This window comes from Rathayibacter sp. VKM Ac-2928, from assembly GCF_022815545.1.
Lineage (GTDB): Bacteria > Actinomycetota > Actinomycetes > Actinomycetales > Microbacteriaceae > Rathayibacter > Rathayibacter festucae.
This window is the reverse complement of record NZ_JALGRU010000002.1, coordinates 226424-245657: the sequence shown is the minus strand read 5'-3', so window position 1 is coordinate 245657 and position 19234 is coordinate 226424. Positions and strand designations below refer to the sequence as shown.

Sequence of the window (19234 nt, the reverse complement as noted above, 5' to 3'; positions counted from 1 at the left end):
GGGTCAGGAGGCCTTCTCGGCGGGGAAGCGCAGGGCGGGGACCGGCTCCGGCGCGGTGCGCGGCCGCGCCTTCGACGCCGTCAGGGAGAGGTAGGCGTCCTGCAGCTGCTCCCGCTGGCGGCCGGGGACGTGCGAGCAGAGGGCGTCGCGGGCCAGGGCGACGTTCCTCCGGCGCAGGTCGGCGTCCCCGAGGAGGCGGGCGATCCGGTCGGCGAGCTCGTGCTCCTCCGCGAGCAGCTCCTCGGGGAGTGACTCGGCGTACGGCCGGCGGAGGACGACGACCGGCACGCCGAGCGCCACGGCTTCGAGCAGGGACACCGGGAAGCCCTCCCAGCGGGCCGTGTGCAGATAGACGCTCGCGCCCGCGAGAACGGAGAGACCGCTCTCCTTGGAGAGCCAGCCGGTCACTTCGACACCCGATTCCTCGAGATCATTCGTGAGGTCGTCCGAGTTTCCGCGACCGACCCAGTGGAATCGCGCCAGAACTCCTTGTCCGGCGATAGTCCTCGCGGTCTTCGCGAAGATGTCCGGGCCCTTCTGCGGGGCTATTCGGCCCACTCCGACGATGCGTGCGGAATCATGCCCGATATCTTCTGATCCCGGTGGGGAATCACTGATGTTGTCGCGAATGAACTGGGCCGGGACGCCGTTGGCGCAGTTCACCACCCAGGTGGCGGGGGCGCCGCCGAGCGCTCGCGCGCGGCGCAGCTCGTTCTCGGAGCAGGTCACGAAGAGGCTGGTGTTGCGCGCCAGGACCCACTCGATCAGGTGGAACGCACGGAGCGCCGACGGCCCGCGATCCGCCCGCTCGAAGGGGAAGCAGTGCGGCGAATGCACCTGGGCCGTGCCGTGCCGCGAGACGGCCAGGCGGGCGTAGAGACCCGCGAATGCGGAGTGCGAGTGCACGATCGAGGCGCGGGTGCGGTGGACGGCGCTGCGCACGGCGAGCACGCGGGCGAGGTGGCCGGCCGGCAGCTCGAGGACCTCGTCGAAGAGCGCGTGCGCCGAGACCGGCAGCGGAACCTCCGGACTGGCGGCGTAGAGCAGGACGTGGCGGATCCCCGCATCGGCCGCGGCGAAGCTCGAGATCGCGTCGGCGAGACCGCCGCCGAAGCGCTCGCAGACATGGAGCACCGTCACCCGCTCGAGAGGTTCTCTCCGGTCGGACTGCTCGTCGTCGGAATGGCGTGTCATGGTCACCCGTCTGCTCCGCGGATTCACCGATCGCTCCTCTTCGCTCTTCGAGAGGGCATACCGGGCGAATGCGATGGTAGGCGTGAAGAAGGCGTCGCACTACAGTGATGCCGAGTCGTCGTCGACAGCGAGAAACAGGACATTCCGTCGGTCGTATCGGCGCGCCGTGAATGCCTTCCCGACCCCATCGAGAACGCGAGGTGCACGGTGTCCAGACCCTTCACCGCGCCGCGTTCGCCGGGTGGCTCGAGCTACCGCGCGGACCTCGAGGGACTGCGCGCGCTCGCCGTCGTGCTGATCCTCCTCACCCACTTCGCGGAGGTGCCGATCGGCGGCTTCGTCGCCCTCGACGCGTTCTTCGTGCTCTCCGGATTCCTGATCACGGGGCTCCTGGTGAACGAGTACACCCGCTCGCGCCGGATCTCGCTGCCGACGTTCTACGTCCGCCGGTTCCGCCGGCTCGCCCCGGCCGCCGCGGTCGTCATCGCGGTGACGGTGCTGGCCGGCTTCCTGGTCTTCGGCCGGGCCCGGGCGGAGTCGATCCTCGTGGACGGGGTCTGGGCGGCGCTGGTCAGCGCGAACTGGAACTTCGTCCTGAACGGCACCGACTACTTCGCCACCTGGGCGCCGCAGTCGCCGCTGCTGCACTACTGGTCGCTGGCGGTCGAGGAGCAGTTCTACCTCGTCTGGCCGCTGCTGGTCCTGGTCGGCTTCGGGATCGCGCGCGCGGTCGCCCGGCGCCGGCGCGGGCCGGCGGATCAGCGGGTCTGGCCGCCGTCGTCGCGCGCGGTCGTCGCGCTGGTCGCCGTCGTCGCGGCGGCCTCCTTCGCCTGGGGGGTCGTGGAGTCCGAGCTGTCGCCCGGGGTCGCCTACCTCTCGACGCTGACCCGCGCGTGGGAGCTGGCCCTCGGGGCGCTCCTGTTCCTCGGGGCGGCGCACTGGCGCCGGATCCCGGACCGGCTGCGCCCGGTGCTCGGCTGGCTGGGCGTCGCGGTGCTCGTCACCGCGTCGTTCGTGCTCACTCCGCAGACCCCGTACCCGGGCGTCGCGGCGCTGCTCCCGACCCTGGCGACCGCGGCGATCATCGTCGCCGGAGAGGGCGGACCCTCCCACGTCGTCCTCTTGAGCAACCCGGTCTCGCGGTTCCTCGGGCGGATCTCCTACTCGCTCTACCTCTGGCACTGGCCGGTCTTCGTCTTCCTCGCCGCGCTCGTCGGCCACGACTCGCCCTGGTACCTCGCCGGAGCGATCCCGCTCGCCCTCGTCCTCGCCACCGCGAGCCACTACGGCGTCGAGGAGCCCGTGCGCCGCAGCCGCTGGCTCGAGCCGCGGGCCCGCCGCACCGACCGGCGCGGGAGCGAGGGCTGGCCCCGCTGGGTCGCGCTCGGCCTCGCCGCCGCGGCGCTCGTGACGACCGCCGTCGTGCTCGTGCTCCCGCGCGACAGCGTCGCCGTCGCCGGGGTCTCCGCGTCGACGGCCGTCGAGCCGGGCGCCGCGCCGGCCGTGCCCGAGTGGCTCGACGGGCTCGATCAGGTCACCGCCGCGCTCGGTGCAGCCTCGTCGGCGGTCTCCTGGCCGGAGCCGGTCGCGGAGGCGATCGACGCGGGGGACGCGGCCTTCGGCGGCGCCCTCGCCCGGACCTGCATCACGGTGGACGCGGCGAACGAGGACGACTGCGTGATCGGCGACGCGTCGCTCCCGAGGACCGCCGTCGTCGTCGGCGACTCCGTCGCCCTCGCCTGGGTTCCCGCGCTCGCGGGCTCGCTCAACGAGCAGGGGTACCGGGTGCGGCTGCTGACGGGAGCGCTCTGCCCGTTCGCCGACCTGCCGGTCACCGGGACCGTCACCGCCGACCCGGCCCCCGGCTTCCCCGCGACCTGCGACGACCACCGCCGCTGGACGCTGGAGCGCATCGCGGCGCTCCGGCCCGCCGCCGTGATCGTCTCGGACGCCGAGGTCGAGATGCTCCAGCTGATCCCGGAGGACCGCTCGACCGCGCAGGCGCGCTGGACCGAGGGCCTCGAGCGGAGCCTCGCCGAGGTCGGCGACGCCCGGACCGTCGTGCTGATGACGCCGCCCCGGGGCCAGGCGGTGGCGACCTGCTACACCCGCGTCGCCTCGCCGTCCGACTGCGCGGCGCCGGTCAGCGAGACCTGGTTCTCGCAGCTCGACGCCGTCACCGAGGCCGTGGCGGCGTCCCCCTCCGCGCGGCTGGTGGAGACCCGCGACCTGTTCTGCGCCAGCGCCGACCTGTGCCCGGCGTTCGCCGGCGGCACCCTCGTCCGGGCGGACGAGCAGCACATCACCGACGACTACGCCACCGCCATCGCACCGATCGTCTCCGAGCGCGTCCGCGCCGCTCTCGAGGGCTGACGCGGTGCTCCGGGACACGACGAGAGAAGCCCCATGAACCTCCGAGAACTCGTGCAGATCTGGCAGCGCTATTGGGCGCTCGTGGTGAGCGTGCTCGCCGTCGGCCTGCTGACCGGCTGCGGGGCGCTGCTGCTCACGGCGCCGCAGTACACCGCGACCGCGCGGCTGTTCGTCTCGAACCAGGCCTCGGGCTCCGCGACCGATCTGCTGCAGGGGTCCACCTACACGCAGAGCCGCGTGGAGTCCTACGCCGCGGTGGCGACGCTGCCGATCGTGCTCGACGCGGTCATCGAGGACCTCGGGCTGCAGACCACCTCCGCGGAGCTGGCGACGCGGGTGTCCTCCACGGTCGAGCTCGACAGCCTGATCATCAACCTCTCAGCGGAGTCCGGGTCGGCCGAGGAGGCCGCCGACCTCGTGAACGCGGTCGCGTCCTCGCTCTCCTCGACGATCACCGAGACGCTCGAGCGGCCGCTCGCCGGACGCGACCCCGTCGTCACGGTCACGCCGCTGGAGGAGGCCGCACCGCCCGCGGCGCCGTCGTGGCCGTCGATCCCGCTCGTCCTCCTCGCGGGCGGGCTCGCCGGGATCCTGCTCGGCGTCGGGCTGGCTCTCCTCCTGAACGCACTCGACCAGCGGGTGCGGCAGGCGGCGCAGGCGGAGGCGCTGCTCGGCGTGCCACTGCTCGGGACGATCCCGCGGACCCGCAATCTCGGCACCGTCCCGCTGATCGAGGAGGCGGCGCTGCGCTCCTCCTTCGGCGAGGCGATCCGGGCGCTGCGCACCAACCTCACCTTCGTCGACATCGGCGGGTCGCCGCGGCGGATCATCCTGGTCACCTCCTCGATCCCCGGGGAGGGGAAGTCGACGATCTCGCTCAGCCTCGCCGCGAGCCTCGCCGCGGCCGGGAAGTCCGTGATCCTCGTCGACGCGGACCTGCGGGTGTCGCGGCTGTCGGAGCGGCTGGGGCTCGAGACCGGCGTCGGCCTCACCGACGCGCTGCTGGGCCGGGCCGCCGCGAAGGACCTCCTCCAGCCGGTCGGCGAGAGCGGCTCGCTCCGCGTGCTCGCGTCCGGCCGCACCCCGCCGAACCCGGCGGAGCTGCTCGCCTCGCCGACCTTCGACCGCATCCTGCAAGAGCTGCACGCCGAGGCCGACTACGTGGTCCTCGACGCCCCGCCCGTGCTCCCCGTCGCCGACTCGCTCGTGCTCGCGCGGGCGGCCGACGCGGTGCTCTTCGTCGTCGGCTCGGCGCTCGTCAAGCGGCCGCAGCTCACCAACGCGAAGGACGCCCTGCAGCGCGTGCACGCCCCGCTCGTGGGCGTCGTGGTGAATCTGCTCGCCGCGACCGATGACCGCGGCCGCGCCTACGGCTACGAGAGCCGCGCCTACGTCGAGGCGATCGCGCAGGTCCGCCCGGAGGAGCCCGCGGCCAGTGCGGACGACTCGAAGCGGGAGCTGATGCCCTCGTGACCGGGATCGCCGGCCGCGCCTGGCGGCAGCTCGGGATCGCCGCCTTCAACATCGTCGCCACGCACGTCCCCTCCCACCTCGTGCGTCTGGGCGTGCTGCGGCTGTGGGGCGCGAGGATCGGCGCGGGCACCTCGATCGGCCGCGGCACGTCGATCCTCGACATCGACCGCCTGGTGATCGGCGAGAACTGCTCGATCGGCTTCCGCTGCTTCTTCGACGCGCGGGGCGGGATCACGATCGGCGACGACGTCGCGATCGCGAGCGACACCCACATCATCACCGCGTACCACCTGCCGCAGTCCGACACCTTCGAGGCCGTCGAGGAGCCGGTGACCATCGGCGACCACGCCTGGCTGGCCTCGCGCACGACCGTGGTCGCGGGGGTCTCGATCGGCCGCGGCGCCGTCGTCGGTGCGTGCTCGCTGGTGCGCACGGACGTGGAGGCGATGACGATCGTCGCGGGCGTGCCCGCCGTCGTCCGCGGGCAGCGCACCTCCTCGCTCGCCTACTCGACCCGCTTCCGACGGCTGTTCTACTGATGCACGAGAGGGCGGCGATGAGCCGCGAGTACGAGGGCGCCGAGGGCTGGTCGGACGTCACCCTCGTCTACGTCGCCCCGCGCACCGGCTCCAGCGGAGTGAGCGACTACGCCGACGACCTCATCGCCCGGGCCCGCGAGGTGGCCGGCGCGGTCGTCGAGGTGCGGCACGGCGGGGCCGGGGCGGACGGCGTGGCCGAGGTCCGACGGGCCCGCCGCGAGGTCCTGCGAGCGATCGAGGCGGCCACCGGCCCGGTGATCGTGCACACCGAGCACAGCGGCGGCGTGATCGTGCCGTTCTGGCTGCTCGCGAGCCGTCGGGTGCGCGCGCGGGCGAGCGTCGTCACCGCCACGCTGCACGACGCTCCGCTCGCGGTCTGGACGCCGTTCCGCACCGCGCTCGTCGGCCGCAGCCACTTCGCGACCCACGCGATCCACTTCCCGCTGATGCGGCTGCACCGCCTGCTCGAGCGGCGCGTGCTGCGCGGCGTCTCGCTCTTCGCCCTCACCGCGTCGGGGGCGGCGGCGATCGAGGAGGAGCTGCGCGTCCGCGACGTCGACGTCGCCTTCCTGCCCGCCCCGGTCAAGCCGGCCGTCGCCCCGGCGGCGGAGCGCCCGCTCGCGATCGGGCTCTTCGGCTACGTCTACCGGGGGAAGGGCTTCGACCAGCTCGCCGCGCTCCGCGAGGCCGTCGATCCGGCCATCGAGATCGTGGTGGCGGGGCGCGGCACCGAGGCGCTGGAGCCGGTGCCGGGCGTGCGGGTGCTGGGCGGCGTGGAGGGCGAGGACGAGGACCGCTTCTTCGCCGGCGTCCGCGCGATCGTGCTGCCCTACGGCCGGCGCGGCGCCTACGGTCCCACGATCCACGTCGCGTCGAGCGTCGTCGCGCGCGCTCTCGCCTACCGGACGCCGATCATCGCCCTCGGCCACCCGGGTCTCAGCGACGAGGCCGAGGTGGTCGAGGGTGGCGTGCGCGAGCTGGCCGAGCGGGTCAACGCCGTGGTGCCCGACGACGCGGCGATCGGCGCGCTCGCGGAGCGCTCGGCCGGCCTCGCGGAGCGGCTCACCAGCGCGGCGGCCTTCGCGGTGTTCGCCCGTCGCTGGTCCGCGCTGCTCGAGGGCGCGCGCTCGTGACCGGGACGGCCGCCGCGGGGCAGGGGCACCGGCGGATCCTCGCCCTCGCCGGCGCGAGCGGCTGGATGGTGCTGGGCCGCGGCTCTGGACTGGCCTGGATGCTGTTCCTGGTGGCGACCGTCGGCCTCGGCGACTACGGCCTGTACGCGATGGCGTTCGCCGCCGCGGCGGTGCTCGCCGCTCCGTCCGAGAACATCTTCCTGGTGCGCAGCGTCCGCGTGGACGCGGCGACCTACGCGGCGGAGCGCAGCGCCCGCACGCTGCTCGGCCTCGCCCTGTTCGCGCTGGGCGCGATGGTCTACGCCTGGTCGTTCGTCGCCGGGCTCGCCCTGCTGATCGCCGGCGGTGAGATGCTGTTCAACGCGGTCAAGAGCCGGGCGCTGCGCGACGGCGAGCCGATGCTGCCGACCCGCTGGGACGCCGCCCGGCAGGTCGGCTCGATCCTGGCAGCGGTCGGGCTCTGGCTGCTCGCGGGGCGGGGTCTCCCGCTCGAGCTGCTGATGCTCGCCTACGTCCTGCCCTACCTCGTCGTCGCGGTCGTCGCCGTCCGCGGGATCCGCGGGGTCCGGCCGCGCTGGCCGCGGGGCGCGCGCGGGCAGCTGCTGCTCGTCGTCGACGCGGTCATCACGGCGCTCTACCTGCAGGGCGACATCCTCCTCCTCGGCTTCCTGCTCGGCGACGAGGTCGTCGGCGCCTACGCGATCGCCTCGCAGCTGGTGCTCGCGGCGTCGATCGTCGGGCAGCTGCTCGGCCAGCAGTACACGGCGTCGCTGCGGGACGCGGGCGGGCGCCGGCACGGCGGCCCGCCGCTCGGGCTCGTTCTCGGGCTGGGCGCGGTGATGGCGCTCGGGACCGCGGGAGTGGGCGGCGTCCTGCTCCTGGACCAGCGGACCGCGCAGGTCGGCGTGCTGCTGCTCGTGCTGGCCCCGTTCGCCGGTCTGCGCTCCGTCTCGAACGCGTGGGTCACCGCGCTGTACGTGCTGGGCGCCGACCGGCGCCGCATCCTCGGCGCGGGGGCGGCCCTGCTTCTGCGCGCCGAGTGCCTGGCGATCGCGGTGCTCGCGGGCGTCGCCGGCGGGACGGCCGCGGCGCTCGCGGCCGTCGTCGGCGAGGTGCTCCTGGTCGGCGCCTTCGCCGTCGTCCTGCACGACTCCTACCGGCGGGCGGGCGGGCCGCCGGAGGCTCCCGCCGATCCGGCGATCGATCCTCCTCCGGCGGCTCCGCTGGCGGGCAGGACAGGGGAGGGATCCGCATGAGCGGCGTCACCGAGTTCCTCGTCGCCAAGGACCCCGAGCTCGAGCGCACCGGGGACATGATGATGTTCTCGCTCGTCTACTCGCTCGCGCAGCAGCTCGGGCCCGTCCGCTACATCGCGCTCTCGCGCGAGTCGGGCGTGCGGAACGGGAACACGCTCGTGAAGAAGTCGCCGCCGTCGCCGGTGCGCCTCGTCGCCGGGGCGCTCGCGCGCGGGCGGAGCCTGGTGCACGAGCGCTTCGACCTGCCCGAGCTGCGCGCCGCCATCACCGCGAGCGACGCCGACCGGGTCGTCGCCGACCACACCTACCTCGCCGAGCCGTACTTCCGCTCCGGCGTGCAGAAGAAGCTGTACATCAACACCGTCGTGTCGGAGTCGCTGGTCTGGGGCGCGGCGCGCGGGAACCTCGGGCGCCTGCAGAGCGGCATGATCCTCCGCGACGAGCTGCGGGCGGTGCGCGAGGCGGTCGCGGTCGCCACCTACGACGCCGGCGAGGCGGACGACTTCGCGCGCCGGGGAGTGCGGCGGACGCGCTGGCTGGACGTCACCCTCCCGCCGGTGTCCCGCCACCGGCGCGACCTTGCCGCGCCGCGGGTCGCCTTCGTCGGCGACCGCCGCTGGCCGCCGAACTAGGAGGGCGTGCGCCTGCTGCTGCAGTGGTGGCCTGCCATCCGCGCGGGCATCCCCGGCGCCGAGCTGCTCGTCATCGGGCACGGCGAGCGGCCGCTGCCCGTGACGGAGGGGGTCCGCGAGCTCGGCTTCGTCGACGACCTCGACGCGACGCTCGCCTCCTGCCGCGGGATCCTCGCCTCGATCGCCACAGGCGGAGGCGTGCGGGTGAAGATCCTCGACGCCGTCGCGCGCGGGATGCCGGTCGTCGGCACGCCCGCCGCCGTGGGGAGCCTGGACTCCCTCTTCGATCTCCCGGTGGAGAAGACCAGGGAGGGCTTCATCGAGCAGGCGCGCCGGCTCCTCCTCGACTCCGCGCTCGCACGCCGCCTCGGCGACGACGTCTACGAGCAGAACATCGAGCACTGGCGGCAGGAGCGCCCGCTCCGGGCGGTCCAGGACTGGCTGGCGCCGTGAGCCGGCGACCGCTGCCGGTGCTCGCGGCCGTCGCCTACGCGCTCGTCGCGCTGGCGGCGCTGCTGCTCGCCGTCGTCCGCGGCGGCGTCGCGACGACCGCGGTGGCGATCCTGCTCTGCAGCGCGCCGCTGCTGCTCCACCTCGCCGTCCGCGTCCCCGCGCTCTCTGCCGTCGCCCTCGGCGGGGTGCTCGGCGCGGCGCCGTTCGCCACCGTCCCCGGCACCGGGACCTACGCCGTGCTGGCGCTCGCCGTCTGGTTCGCCGTGAGCGTGCTCTGCCTGCGGCCCCGCTCCAGCCCGCAGAGCACCGCGGTGCTCGGCGTGCTGACGGCCTTCCTGATCGTCTCGGCCTTCTCGATGGTGGTGACCTTCGACGGGATCGGGGCCCTGCTCACCTACCTCCGCTGGGCGCTCGCGGCCGGCATCACGATCCTCGCGCTCGTCGCCGACGAGCGGATGCGGCGGACGGTGCTGCGGGCCTTCGTCGCGGGCGCGGCGCTCGGCGCGGCGACCGCGCTGGTCATGGTGGTGCTCGATCCGGGCGGGCAGCTGCTCAACTCGCTCGCCCTCTTCGGCTACGGCGACACCTCGGCGGTCGGCAACCTGCGGACCGTGACGGTGGACGGCTCCTCGCTCACCCGGGTCAGCGGGCTCTACGTCGACCCGAACGTCGCGGGGCTGTTCTTCCTCTTCGCCTTCGGGATCGCCGGCGCGCAGCTGCGCGGCCGGCCGCGGATCCTGGTGCTCGTCCTGCTCGGCGCGGCGATCGTCGGGACGTTCTCCCGCGGCGCGATGGGCGCGCTGGTGCTCGGCCTCGCCGTGACGCTCGTGGTCTCGCACCGCTCGGCGGGCGCCCGCGCCGCGTCGGTCGCGGGCGGGATCCTCGCGCTCGGGAGCCTCTACTGGGTGCCGGCGCTCCGAGACCGCTTCGTCGACTCCTTCGACTCGCGCACCGCGGGCGTCTCGGACCGCGTCGACGCGCTGGCGAACTACCCCGGGCAGATGGCCGGGCACTGGTGGTTCGGCCGGGGCTGGGACCTGCGGGAGTTCACCGACGCGGCCTACGGCTACTCGCTCAACCACGTCGCCAACACGCCGCTGCTGATCGTCTGGCGCGCGGGGATCCTCTCGGGGCTGCTCTTCGTGGCGCTGCTGCTCGTGGTGCTGGTCGTCGCGGTCCGGCGGTCGCGGCGGGCGGGCTCGGGGTCCGGCTCGGACCTCGCCCTTGCGGTCTACGCCGGGACGGTCTTCTTCGCCTTCCAGGTCGACTTCCCGGTCGTCACGATGACCCCGCTCACGCTCGCCTTCGGCCTGCTGCTGACCCAGCTCTGCAGCGTGGCTCCGCCCGCGCCGCCACCCGCCGATCCGGTGGCCGGAGTGCGGACCGCCGCCGCCCTCGCGACTCCGCAGCCGTCCCCCCGACAGGAGCGTCAGCCATGACCGCCACCACCCAGCGGACCCCCGTCCGCCGCCCCCTGCGCGTCATCGGCCTCGACGGCTTCCGCGGCGGCCTGGCGATCTGCATCATCGTCGCGCACGTCGGCTCGCACTGGGCGCCCGGCGCCCTCCGCGGGACGGGGCTCGAGGTCACTGCGCAGGCGGTCGTCTCCTTCTTCGTGCTGAGCGGCTTCCTGATCTACTGGCCGTTCGCCCGGGCGGTCGTCGCCGGGACGAGCATGCGCGGGAAGCTCGGCGACTACGCGCTCTCGCGGGTGCTGCGCGTCTTCCCGGGAGCGACCGTCGGCTTCGTCGTGGCCTGGCTCAGCGGCACCCTCTACCTCACCAACGCCTACGACGCCGTCCGCGACGGTGCGGGCGACAGCGCGATCGGCCGCTTCGAGGATCCGTGGCGGGTGCTCCTGCACCTCAGCCTCCAGCAGTCCTACCTCCCCTCCCAGATCCAGACCGGCATCGCGCCCGCCTGGACGCTGACCATCGAGCTCGCCTACTACCTGCTGCTGCCGCCGCTGGTGGCCGTCTGCGTCCTGGTCCTCGGCCGGGTCGCTCCGCGGCTCGGGCGCTACGCGGTCGCGGCGGCACCGGGAGCGGTCCTCGTCGCGGTGGGCCTGGTCTCGAAGACCGCCGGCACGCTCTGGCAGCAGGCGTCGGGTCTCGAGTACGGCTCCTCGGAGTGGGGGCCGAACGCCCTCGCGGTCTTCAGCCGCAGCCTGCCAGTCTGGGCCGACGGCTTCGGCTGGGGGATGATCGCGATCGTCGTCTGGATCGCCGTCGAGCGCGAGGCGGTCGGGCCGCGCGGGCTGCGCACGGCCCGGCGCTCGGGCTGGATCGCGATCGCGGTCGGGCTCGTCGCGGTGGTGGCCGCCTACCTGCTCGTGCCGCGGTTCATCAGCGCGGGCGTGGCGATCGCGTCGCTCGGGGTGATCCTGCTGCTCGCGCTGCCGGTCAAGGACGGCCACTCGGTCTGGCGCGTCTCGCACCTCGTCGACAACCCGGTGCTGCTCTGGCTGGGCAAGACCTCGCTCAGCATCTACCTGCTGCACATGCCGGTGATCCTCTTCCTGGACCGCGCCGGCGTCGACTTCCCGGACACCCCGCTCGGGCTGGTGACCGGCGCCGCCGTCGTGCTCGCTACGACCGTCGCGCTGGCGTCGGTGGTGTTCCTGGGGGTGGAGCGACCGGCGCTGCGACTGCGGAAGCTGGGACGCCGTCGCCCGGCGTGAGCGCTGCCCGGAGCGCCGGTGCGGCCCGCTCGAGCGCGTCCCGGATCGCCGTGGCCGCCTGCTCGTAGGAGTCGTGGGACCGGCGGTAGGGGTCGGCGATGTCCTCGGCGGCGGCGGCCGCCTGGGCGAGCGGCCGTCGGGCCTGCACGCTGGCGAGCAGCTGCCGGAGCCGGGTGCCGGGATCGGCCGAGTCGCCGGGGCGGGCGCCGTCGGCCAGGCGGGCGAGCTCGGCGAGGGTGAAGGCGCGGGAGAGGAGGGCCGGGGCGAGGCGCACGACCGCGGTGCGCTGCTCCCGGGTCATGGTGAGCACCAGATCGGAGCGCTCGAGCAGCTCGGGGGTGAGCTGCCGGCCGCGGTGCTCATCGAGGGCGTGCGCGTCGACGCCCCAGTCCGCGATCGCCGCGCGCATCGGCTCGGGCATCGGCCGATCGATCGCGGCGCCGAGCCCCGCGCTCGCGATCCGCACCGGCACGCCGTCGAGCAGGGACTCGAGGAGGAGCTCGGCCGCGGGCGACCGGCAGATGTTGCCCTCGCAGACCAGCAGGATCCGCGGGGAGCGCCGGCGGCGGAGCGACGGCTCGGCGGCGGTCTCCGCGGCGCTCATCGGGCGGCTCCTCGAACGGCGCCGGGGCGTGCCGCTGCGACAGGGCGGCGCCCGAATCCGCCAATCTCGGCGGGCGTCGTGCCGGCCGGCCGAGGGGGTTCGGGGAGCCGTTCGCGCCTGCCGGCGTCGATTCCCGGTCTCTCGGCCACGGATCCTCCTCGCATCGGGCCCTCGACGGGTCCGCCCGCGTCGACCCGGATCGATGCTACCGAGGCGGCGCCCCTCGGGAGCGCCCTGCGCGGCCGGATCCGCACGGGGGCGGGATCCGCGGGGAGCGGGAATGATCGGGGGACACGGCCGGGGGAGAGCTCTCGGTGCACCGGTGGAGGAGCAGCGCCATGGCATCGAGCAGACCGTCCGACGCACCACGATTCTCCCGCCGCGGACTGATCTCCGCCGCGGGGCTGTCCACGCTCGCGCTCTCGGCGGGAGCGCTGCCGAGCGCCGCGGCCGCCGCGCCCCGCGCGATCGCGCCCCGCTCGGGGGCGGGCTTCTCGGTCAACTCCGGGATCCTCTGGGAGACGGCGGAGTCGCGCACCCGCAGCCTCGACTGGATGGTCGCGGTGGGCGCGAACTCCCTCCGCTTCGACCTCTCCTGGTTCTTCGCCGAGCAGAAGAGCGGCACCTTCGACTGGTCGCTGTTCGATCCGATCGTCGACGGCGCCCGCGCCCGGGGGCTGTCGGTGCTGGCCGTGCTCGGCAGCGCCCCGTACTGGGCCGCGGCGCAGAAGAAGGAGGGGCAGCCGCACAACCGGCCCGCCTCGCTCACCACCTGGCGCCGCTTCGTCAAGGCCGCAGCGACCCGCTACAAGGGGCGGATCTTCGCCTACGAGATCTGGAACGAGCCCAACGGCAAGGAGTACTTCTGGCCCGGGCCGGATCCGGTGTTCTTCACCTCGCTCGTGAAGGCGGCGGTCGAGGAGATCCGCGCGGCCGCCCCCGGGACCCTGACCGTCTGCGGCGGTCTCGGGCCGGGATCGACCGCCGCGGGCGACATGCTCGCGCCGGAGTTCGTCCGCCGGATGATCGCCGCGGGCATCGTCGCGACGAAGGTGGACCACTACGCCTTCCACCCCTACGACATGGACGGCACCCTCGCCGAGAGCGCCCGCTGGGACCTCACTCCGGTGCGCCAGGTGATCGGCTTCGCAGCGTCGCTGCGGGCGGCCGGAGCGGGGTCGTCGCAGATCTGGGCGACGGAGTACGGCTACCCGAGCGTCCTGGGCACGGATCCGCAGGCGCGGTTCCTCTCGTCGGGCGTGACGCAGTGGGCCGAGATGTCCTTCGCCGGGCCGATGTACCTCCACGAGCTGAAGGACCAGGGGGCCTCCGACACCTTCGGCGTCTTCGACACGGCGAACGCGCCGAAGCAGGCGGCCTTCGCGGTGCAGTGGATGCTCCAGAACGGCGTCCCCGCGCGCGACGAGGTCGTCCGCTTCGACGCGCACGCCGACTCCGCCCTCGGCGCGGCGGTGAGCCCCGTCTTCACCGTGGGGCCGACCGCTCTCGGGCGCGACCACGTGTCCGGCACCCGCTTCGAGACGCCGACCGGCTGGTGGAGCTCGCCGGTCGCCGCCGGGGTGCTCTGGCGGCAGGTCGCGCTGCCGCCGTCGGGGCCGTTCGCCGACGGGATGCAGAACGGCCCGACCGGCGTGCGCGTCTTCTCGAACGCGCCGACGGGGACCTGGCTCGTGCTCGGCGACATCCTGACCGCGTGGCGGCCGGCCTACGGCTTCCCGCTGGCGGGCCAGTACGTGAACGCCGCGGGGACGACGGTGCAGGACTTCGAGCACGGCACGATTTCGTGGAAGGCCGGGCTGGTCTCGGGGTCCCTCGACGCGTGAGGGCGGGTCGCGCGGGTGGGCGGGCGCGGGGGCTCGGCGTCGCGCTGCTCGCCGTCGGGGTGCTCCTGGGCGGCGCGGGCTGCGTGGCGGCGCCGGAGCCCGCGCCGTCGTCCGCCGATCCGTCGCGGCCCGGGGCGGTCCTCGACGTCGGGCCGTGGGCGGGGGAGGCGCCGGCCGGCTCGGTCGTGCAGAGCGTCACCTTCCGCACGCTCGACGTGCAGGACCGCGCGGTCTCCTCGCACGCGCTGGTGATCAGCCCGACCGCCGCCGGCGCCGCCGCCGCGGGGCGGATCCTCGTCTGGGAGCACGGGACGACCGGCGCGCAGGCCGCCTGCTCGCCGAGCGCGATCCCCGGCTGGCTCACCGGCGGGGCCGTGCCCGGGCTCGACGAGCTCCTGCGCGGAGGGTGGACCGTCGTCGCGCCGGACCTCGCGGATCCGCGCACGGACCGGCCGATGCCCTATCTGGTCGGCGAGGGGGAGGCGCGCGCGTCGCTCGACGCCGTGCGCGCGACGCGGGAGCTGTCCGGCGGCGCACTCGACGCCGGCTTCGCGGTCTGGGGCCACTCGCAGGGCGGGCACGCGGCGCTCTGGACGGCGAGCACCGCCGCGTCGTACGCGCCCGAGCTGACCGTGCGAGCGGTGGCCGCCTTCGCGCCCGCCGTCGATCCCGGCGAGCTGATCGCGCCGACGGCGCCGCCGGTCGCGGCCGCGCTGCTCGGCGGCTGGATCGCCGCGGGCTACGACGCCTGGTACGGCGACGACTCCGCGACGGAGGGCTTCGATCCGGCGCTCGCCCCCGTCCTCGAGGCCGTCGCGGCCGGCTGCCTGGGCGACCCGCCGACCGCCGAGCTCACGGCCGGGCTGGAGCAGGTCGCCGCGGGGGCCGTCCCGGTCGGCGTCCGCGACTCGGCCTCGCTGCTCCGGCGCCGCCTCGCGGGCAACACGGCCACGACCGCGCCCGGCACCCCGACCTTCGTCGCCTGGGGCGAGGCCGACGACGTCGTCGCCCCCGCCTCGCTGGAGCGCTGGGCCGCCGCCGCCGACGGCACCGCCCTGGAGGCGCGCCCCTATCCCGGCCTCGACCACGGCACCGTCGTCGGACCGGACTCCGCCGCCGTCGCGGACGCCCTGGCCTGGACCACCGCTCGCCTGCCCGAGCGCTGAGCCGCTTCCGGCATCCGTGCTGGCGACGGTGGGTCTCGATACGCCCCTGCGGGGCTACTCGACCAGCATGGGGGCGGGCGCCGGAGCCCGGTCGCGAGCGGCACGCTGACCAGCCGGGAGCAGGCGCTGCCCTTCCGCTGAGCCGGCCACCTCGGCGGCGGTGGTCGCCCTTCGACCCGCCCCGGGTGTACGGTCGTCGCATCTGAGGTAAAACGCAGGCCGCGCCGGTCTGCACGCGCACGCGGCATCGAGAGATCCGCCACTTCTTCCCTGTGAAGGAGTGCGCCCATGGTGCACGACACCCCCCGATCCGCCCCGCGAGACGCGGCTCCCCGCCGCCTGCGCGACGCCTGGATCGCCCTCGCCGGACTCTCGGCCGTCTTCCTGTTCGAGATGCTCGACAACTCGGTCCTGAACGTCGCCCTGCCGACGCTCGGTCGCGAGCTGCACGCGTCGACCGCGGGCCTGCAGTGGGTGACGGGTGCCTACTCGGTCGCGTTCGGCGGCCTCATGCTCCTCTTCGGCGCGATCGCCGACCGCTTCGGACGCCGCAGGGTGATGCTCGCCGGCCTGGTGCTGCTCGCCGTCGCGAGCCTGGCGACCGCGGCCGTGACGACGACGGAGCAGCTCATCGCCGTCCGGGCCGTGATGGGGGTCGCGGCGGCGATGACCACGCCCGGGTCGATGGCCCTCGCCTTCCGCCTGTTCGGGACCGACGAGCTCCGGGTCCGGGCGCTGACCGTCGTCTCGACCGCCGGGCTCGTCGGACTCGCGGTCGGCCCCACCGCCGGTGGTCTCGTGCTGGCGGTCGCGCCGTGGCAGGTGCTCCTGCTCGCGAACGTGCCGATCGCGGTGCTCGCGCTGATCGGCATCCGCCTGGGCGTGCCGGCCGATGCCCCGGACGACCTGCACCGCGGCCCGATCGACGTCGTCGGCGCGCTGCTCGGCACGGTGACGATCGCGGCCGCCCTCGTCGCGCCGACGCTGTTCGTCGGCACCGGATCCGTGGGTGCCGACAGCACCGGGGTCGGACCGTGGGCGCCGTGGGCGGCCGTGGCGACGGCGGTCCTCGCGGGGACCGGCTTCGTGCTCCGCCAGCGCAGCGCCCGGCATCCGCTGCTGGACCTGCGCCTCGTGGCCCTGCCGCTCGTCTCCAGCGGACTGGCGTTCAAGGCCGCGACCGGTCTCGCCGTCGGCGGGCTCTCCTACCTGGTCACGCTCCAGCTGCAGCTCGCCTGGGGCTGGAGCCCGGCCGCCGCGGCGCTCGGCCTGCTCCCGCAGGTCGTCGTCCTCCTCGCCGGCGGTCGCTTCGTCGGCCCCTTCGTCGCGCGCGTCGGCCTCGAGCGCGCCGCCGCGGTGAGCGCGGGCGCCGTGGTCGCCGGGCTCGCCGTCTTCGGGCTGCTCGGCCGCTTCGGCTACGGCGGGGTGCTGATCGCCCTCGTGCTCGTCGCGGCGGGGATGCGCGTGGTCGGCGTCGTCGCCGGGACGAACGTGCTCCGCGGGCTCCCGGCCGAGCGCACCTCCGTCGGCGCGGCCCTCGTGGACACGGCGAGCGAGCTCGCGACCGCGGTCGGCATCGCCGCCGGCGGCACGATCCTCAGCGCGCTCGTCGCCGGCAGCATCACGAGCGCCCGGGCGACGGCGGCCGGGGCCGAGCAGCTCTCCGGCGCGGTCGGCGTCGCCGGGCTCGTCCTGGCCGGCCTCGCCGCCGCGCTCGTCGCCCTCGGCGTCCTCCGGGCGCGCACCGCCCCCTCGGAGCAGTGACGTCGATGCCGAGCAGGACGCCGGCCGGCACTCCCCGTGGAGCGCCGGCCGGCGTCGGTGCCGCGCCTGACCGGTCGGGTCAGCGCTGGACGAGCGGGATCGCGATGTCGGTGACGTCCGCGCCGATCGTGCCGAGGCGGGTGGCTGTGCCGTTGAGCACGCCCACCTCGTAGAGCGAGCCGTTCACCGCGGCCAGGCCGATCGAGCCGATCGAGCCGCCGTTGCGCAGGACGGAGTAGATGTCGAAGCCGGTGACACCGGCGGCGTCGACGCCGAGCTTCCCGGTCGGCGCCAGCGTGCCGGCGTTGGCGGGGGACTGGATCGCGATCTGGTCGAGCGCCGTGTCGAGGACGAAGAGGGTCGTCGCCGTGTTCGGGTCGAGATCGTTGTTCGTGTACGCGGCTCCGTTGACGCCGGTGGCGACGGCGGGCGCGGCGTAGCTGAGCGCGCCGTCGGCCACGGTCGCGGCACCCGGAGTCGCGAACGGCTGGCGGAGGTTCTGGCCGGTGTCACTGATCACGCGGAGGGCGTTGGCGGCGGGGTTGAAGTCGACGCCGAAGGTGGTGCCGCTGAGCGCCACGGTGAGGCGGGTGACCGGGGTGGCCACGCCGGTGGTCGCGTCGATGGAGTAGACGCCGGCGCTCGCCGCGGTGTTCCCGACGCCGTAGAGCTCGCCGTCCTGGACGCGGTAGTCGATGCCGACGAGCGCGGTGTCGCCGCCGGTCAGACCGGTGACGGCGACACTGCCGGAGACCGTGCCGGGCTTGAGGGGGTTGAACTGCACGAGCGCCGTGCCCTCGTCGGCGAGACCGACGACGCGCAGCTTGGCGGCCACCGAGCGGGCGGCGCTGACCAGAGCGCTGCTGGCATCGCTGGTCGCGGCGGCGGGAGCGACAGTGCTCGCGCCGGCCAGCACGGGGGCGACGGCCATCACGCTCGCGACGGCGACAGCGGTGATGCCGACTTTCAAGGTCCTGCTCATCATGAACTCCTCGAGACTTCCGGTCGCCGCAGATCGGCGACTCGAAGAGGGGTACTGCCCGGCCCCCGCGAGCGTTCATCCGCGCCGCGAGATTCTTCGCTGATCGTCGAGTCGGAGGCCGGTTCGCGTCCCGGAGGGTGAGCTCGGGCTCGTGGAATCGGCTCGGGCGCGCTGGATCCGCGCGGAACGGCGTGCCGGAGGTCGTTTCGCGTGCCGGAGGTGGTGGCGGGCGCGCTCAGGCTCGCGGAACGGGCCTGGGCTCGCCGGTTCCGCGCGGAACGGCGTGCCGGAGCTGGGATCGCGTGCCGGAGGTGGTGGCTGGCGCGCTCAGGCTCGCGGGAAAGGCCTAGAGTCGCCGGCATCGCTCGGGTGAAGGCATGCTGATCGAGTAGCCCGCGGAGCGGGCGTATCGAGATCCACCAGCGTCGGAAGAGGAGTCTGCAGGCCCGCCCTGCTGATCGCGGCGGGTCTCGATACGCCCCGGCGGGGCTACTCGACCAGCATGTCTGCGGGCGCCTCTTGCACGTCGATCGCCTTGTTCGTGCGGGTTACAGCATGCTGATCGAGTAGGCCGCGGAGCGGGCGTATCGAGATCCACCAGCGTCGGAAGAGGAGCATGCGGACCGCCCTGCTGATCGCGGCGGGTCTCGATACGCCCCTGCGGGGCTACTCGACCACCATGAGGCAGCGTGCGGGCTCCGATCGTCAGTTGGACGGCGCGTCGGCCTTGTACACCTTCCGGAAGGCGTCCTTGCGGGCGATCTTGCCGCCGCGGAACTCGTAGATGTCGCAGCCGCGGGTGACCTGGGGCTCGCCGTCGGGGCCGGTCCCGGTGAAGGACCAGGTGGCCGCGCCGCGCGCGCCGGCGATGAGGGGCTCCCCCTCCTCGTGCCGCTCCTGGCCGGTGTCGAAGGCGAGCATCAGCGCGAAGCCCTCGCGGACCTGCTCCTTCCCGGACCAGGTCCGGCCGGGCTCGGGACCGACGGACGCGCCGTAGACGCAGTCGTCGGTGACGTGGCTCATCAGCTCCTCGAGGTCGTGGCGGGACCAGGCGTCGCTGAACGCCGCCAGCACCTCGGGCGTCATCTCGCTCGTGGGGTGATCGGTCGACAGGGAATCGCTCATCGGTGAACTCCGGTCC

The 19234-nt window shown here is 74.5% G+C and carries 16 protein-coding genes; 12 read left to right on the top strand and 4 right to left on the bottom strand.

Annotation, left to right across the window (positions count from 1 at the left end; translation table 11 throughout):
- Positions 1-3 precede the first annotated feature (3 nt).
- Positions 4-1194: a glycosyltransferase gene (locus MT350_RS08730; RefSeq protein ID WP_243615745.1), complete on the bottom strand. Its 1191-nt coding sequence runs from the start codon at positions 1192-1194 to the stop codon at positions 4-6.
- A gap of 207 nt (positions 1195-1401) precedes the next feature.
- Between MT350_RS08730 and MT350_RS08725 the strand changes: the two genes are divergently transcribed.
- The 9 genes from MT350_RS08725 to MT350_RS08685 are packed head-to-tail and all read left to right on the top strand — an operon-like array spanning position 1402 to position 11733.
- Positions 1402-3567: an acyltransferase family protein gene (locus MT350_RS08725; RefSeq protein WP_243615744.1), complete on the top strand. Its 2166-nt coding sequence runs from the start codon at positions 1402-1404 to the stop codon at positions 3565-3567.
- Between the two features lie 33 nt (positions 3568-3600).
- Positions 3601-5040, top strand: coding sequence for a polysaccharide biosynthesis tyrosine autokinase (locus MT350_RS08720; protein WP_243599532.1), 1440 nt, complete (start codon positions 3601-3603; stop codon positions 5038-5040).
- On the top strand, positions 5037-5579 hold the full coding sequence (locus MT350_RS08715; RefSeq protein ID WP_243599533.1) for a DapH/DapD/GlmU-related protein: 543 nt from the start codon (positions 5037-5039) through the stop codon (positions 5577-5579). The genes MT350_RS08720 and MT350_RS08715 overlap by 4 nt, the downstream gene beginning before the upstream one ends.
- 17 nt (positions 5580-5596) lie before the next feature.
- The gene (locus tag MT350_RS08710) at positions 5597-6712 is read left to right on the top strand and encodes a hypothetical protein (RefSeq protein ID WP_243615743.1); all 1116 of its coding nucleotides are present in this window, start codon (positions 5597-5599) and stop codon (positions 6710-6712) included.
- Positions 6709-7968 carry a hypothetical protein gene (locus MT350_RS08705; RefSeq protein WP_243615742.1) on the top strand — a complete coding sequence of 420 codons (1260 nt, stop codon included), beginning with the start codon at positions 6709-6711 and terminating at the stop codon, positions 7966-7968. Before MT350_RS08710 ends, MT350_RS08705 begins: the two co-directional genes overlap by 4 nt.
- Entirely contained in the window at positions 7965-8600 is a 636-nt protein-coding gene (locus tag MT350_RS08700) for a hypothetical protein (RefSeq protein WP_243615741.1), read from the top strand. Before MT350_RS08705 ends, MT350_RS08700 begins: the two co-directional genes overlap by 4 nt.
- Before the next feature lie 6 nt (positions 8601-8606).
- Complete coding sequence (locus MT350_RS08695; RefSeq protein ID WP_243615740.1) at positions 8607-9053, top strand: glycosyltransferase family 4 protein; 447 nt, start codon at positions 8607-8609, stop codon at positions 9051-9053.
- Complete coding sequence (locus MT350_RS08690; RefSeq protein WP_243615739.1) at positions 9050-10492, top strand: hypothetical protein; 1443 nt, start codon at positions 9050-9052, stop codon at positions 10490-10492. Before MT350_RS08695 ends, MT350_RS08690 begins: the two co-directional genes overlap by 4 nt.
- Positions 10489-11733, top strand: coding sequence for an acyltransferase (locus MT350_RS08685; RefSeq protein WP_243615738.1), 1245 nt, complete (start codon positions 10489-10491; stop codon positions 11731-11733). The genes MT350_RS08690 and MT350_RS08685 overlap by 4 nt, the downstream gene beginning before the upstream one ends.
- On the opposite strand, the gene MT350_RS20040 is transcribed toward MT350_RS08685, so the two are convergent.
- On the bottom strand, positions 11642-12337 hold the full coding sequence (locus MT350_RS20040; RefSeq protein WP_279396338.1) for a low molecular weight phosphatase family protein: 696 nt from the start codon (positions 12335-12337) through the stop codon (positions 11642-11644). The genes MT350_RS08685 and MT350_RS20040 overlap by 92 nt on opposite strands.
- 338 nt (positions 12338-12675) lie before the next feature.
- Here MT350_RS20040 and MT350_RS08675 point away from each other — a divergent pair, with 338 nt between their 5' ends.
- From MT350_RS08675 to MT350_RS08665, 3 genes are all read left to right on the top strand, one after another.
- Positions 12676-14181 (top strand): cellulase family glycosylhydrolase, encoded by a 1506-nt coding sequence (locus tag MT350_RS08675; RefSeq protein ID WP_243599540.1) that lies wholly within the window; start codon positions 12676-12678, stop codon positions 14179-14181.
- On the top strand, positions 14178-15347 hold the full coding sequence (locus MT350_RS08670) for a lipase family protein (RefSeq protein ID WP_243615737.1): 1170 nt from the start codon (positions 14178-14180) through the stop codon (positions 15345-15347). The genes MT350_RS08675 and MT350_RS08670 overlap by 4 nt, the downstream gene beginning before the upstream one ends.
- 288 nt (positions 15348-15635) lie before the next feature.
- Positions 15636-17111 (top strand): MFS transporter, encoded by a 1476-nt coding sequence (locus MT350_RS08665; RefSeq protein ID WP_243615736.1) that lies wholly within the window; start codon positions 15636-15638, stop codon positions 17109-17111.
- Positions 17112-17190: 79 nt separating this feature from the next.
- Here the strand turns inward: MT350_RS08665 and MT350_RS08660 are convergent, their stop codons facing one another.
- Together MT350_RS08660 and MT350_RS08655 are read right to left on the bottom strand one after the other, a co-directional pair.
- A complete protein-coding gene (locus MT350_RS08660) occupies positions 17191-18093 on the bottom strand; it encodes a DUF4394 domain-containing protein (RefSeq protein ID WP_207901615.1) in 903 nt (300 codons plus the stop codon).
- Between the two features lie 705 nt (positions 18094-18798).
- Complete coding sequence (locus MT350_RS08655; protein ID WP_243615735.1) at positions 18799-19218, bottom strand: nuclear transport factor 2 family protein; 420 nt, start codon at positions 19216-19218, stop codon at positions 18799-18801.
- Between the last annotated feature and the right edge of the window lie 16 nt (positions 19219-19234).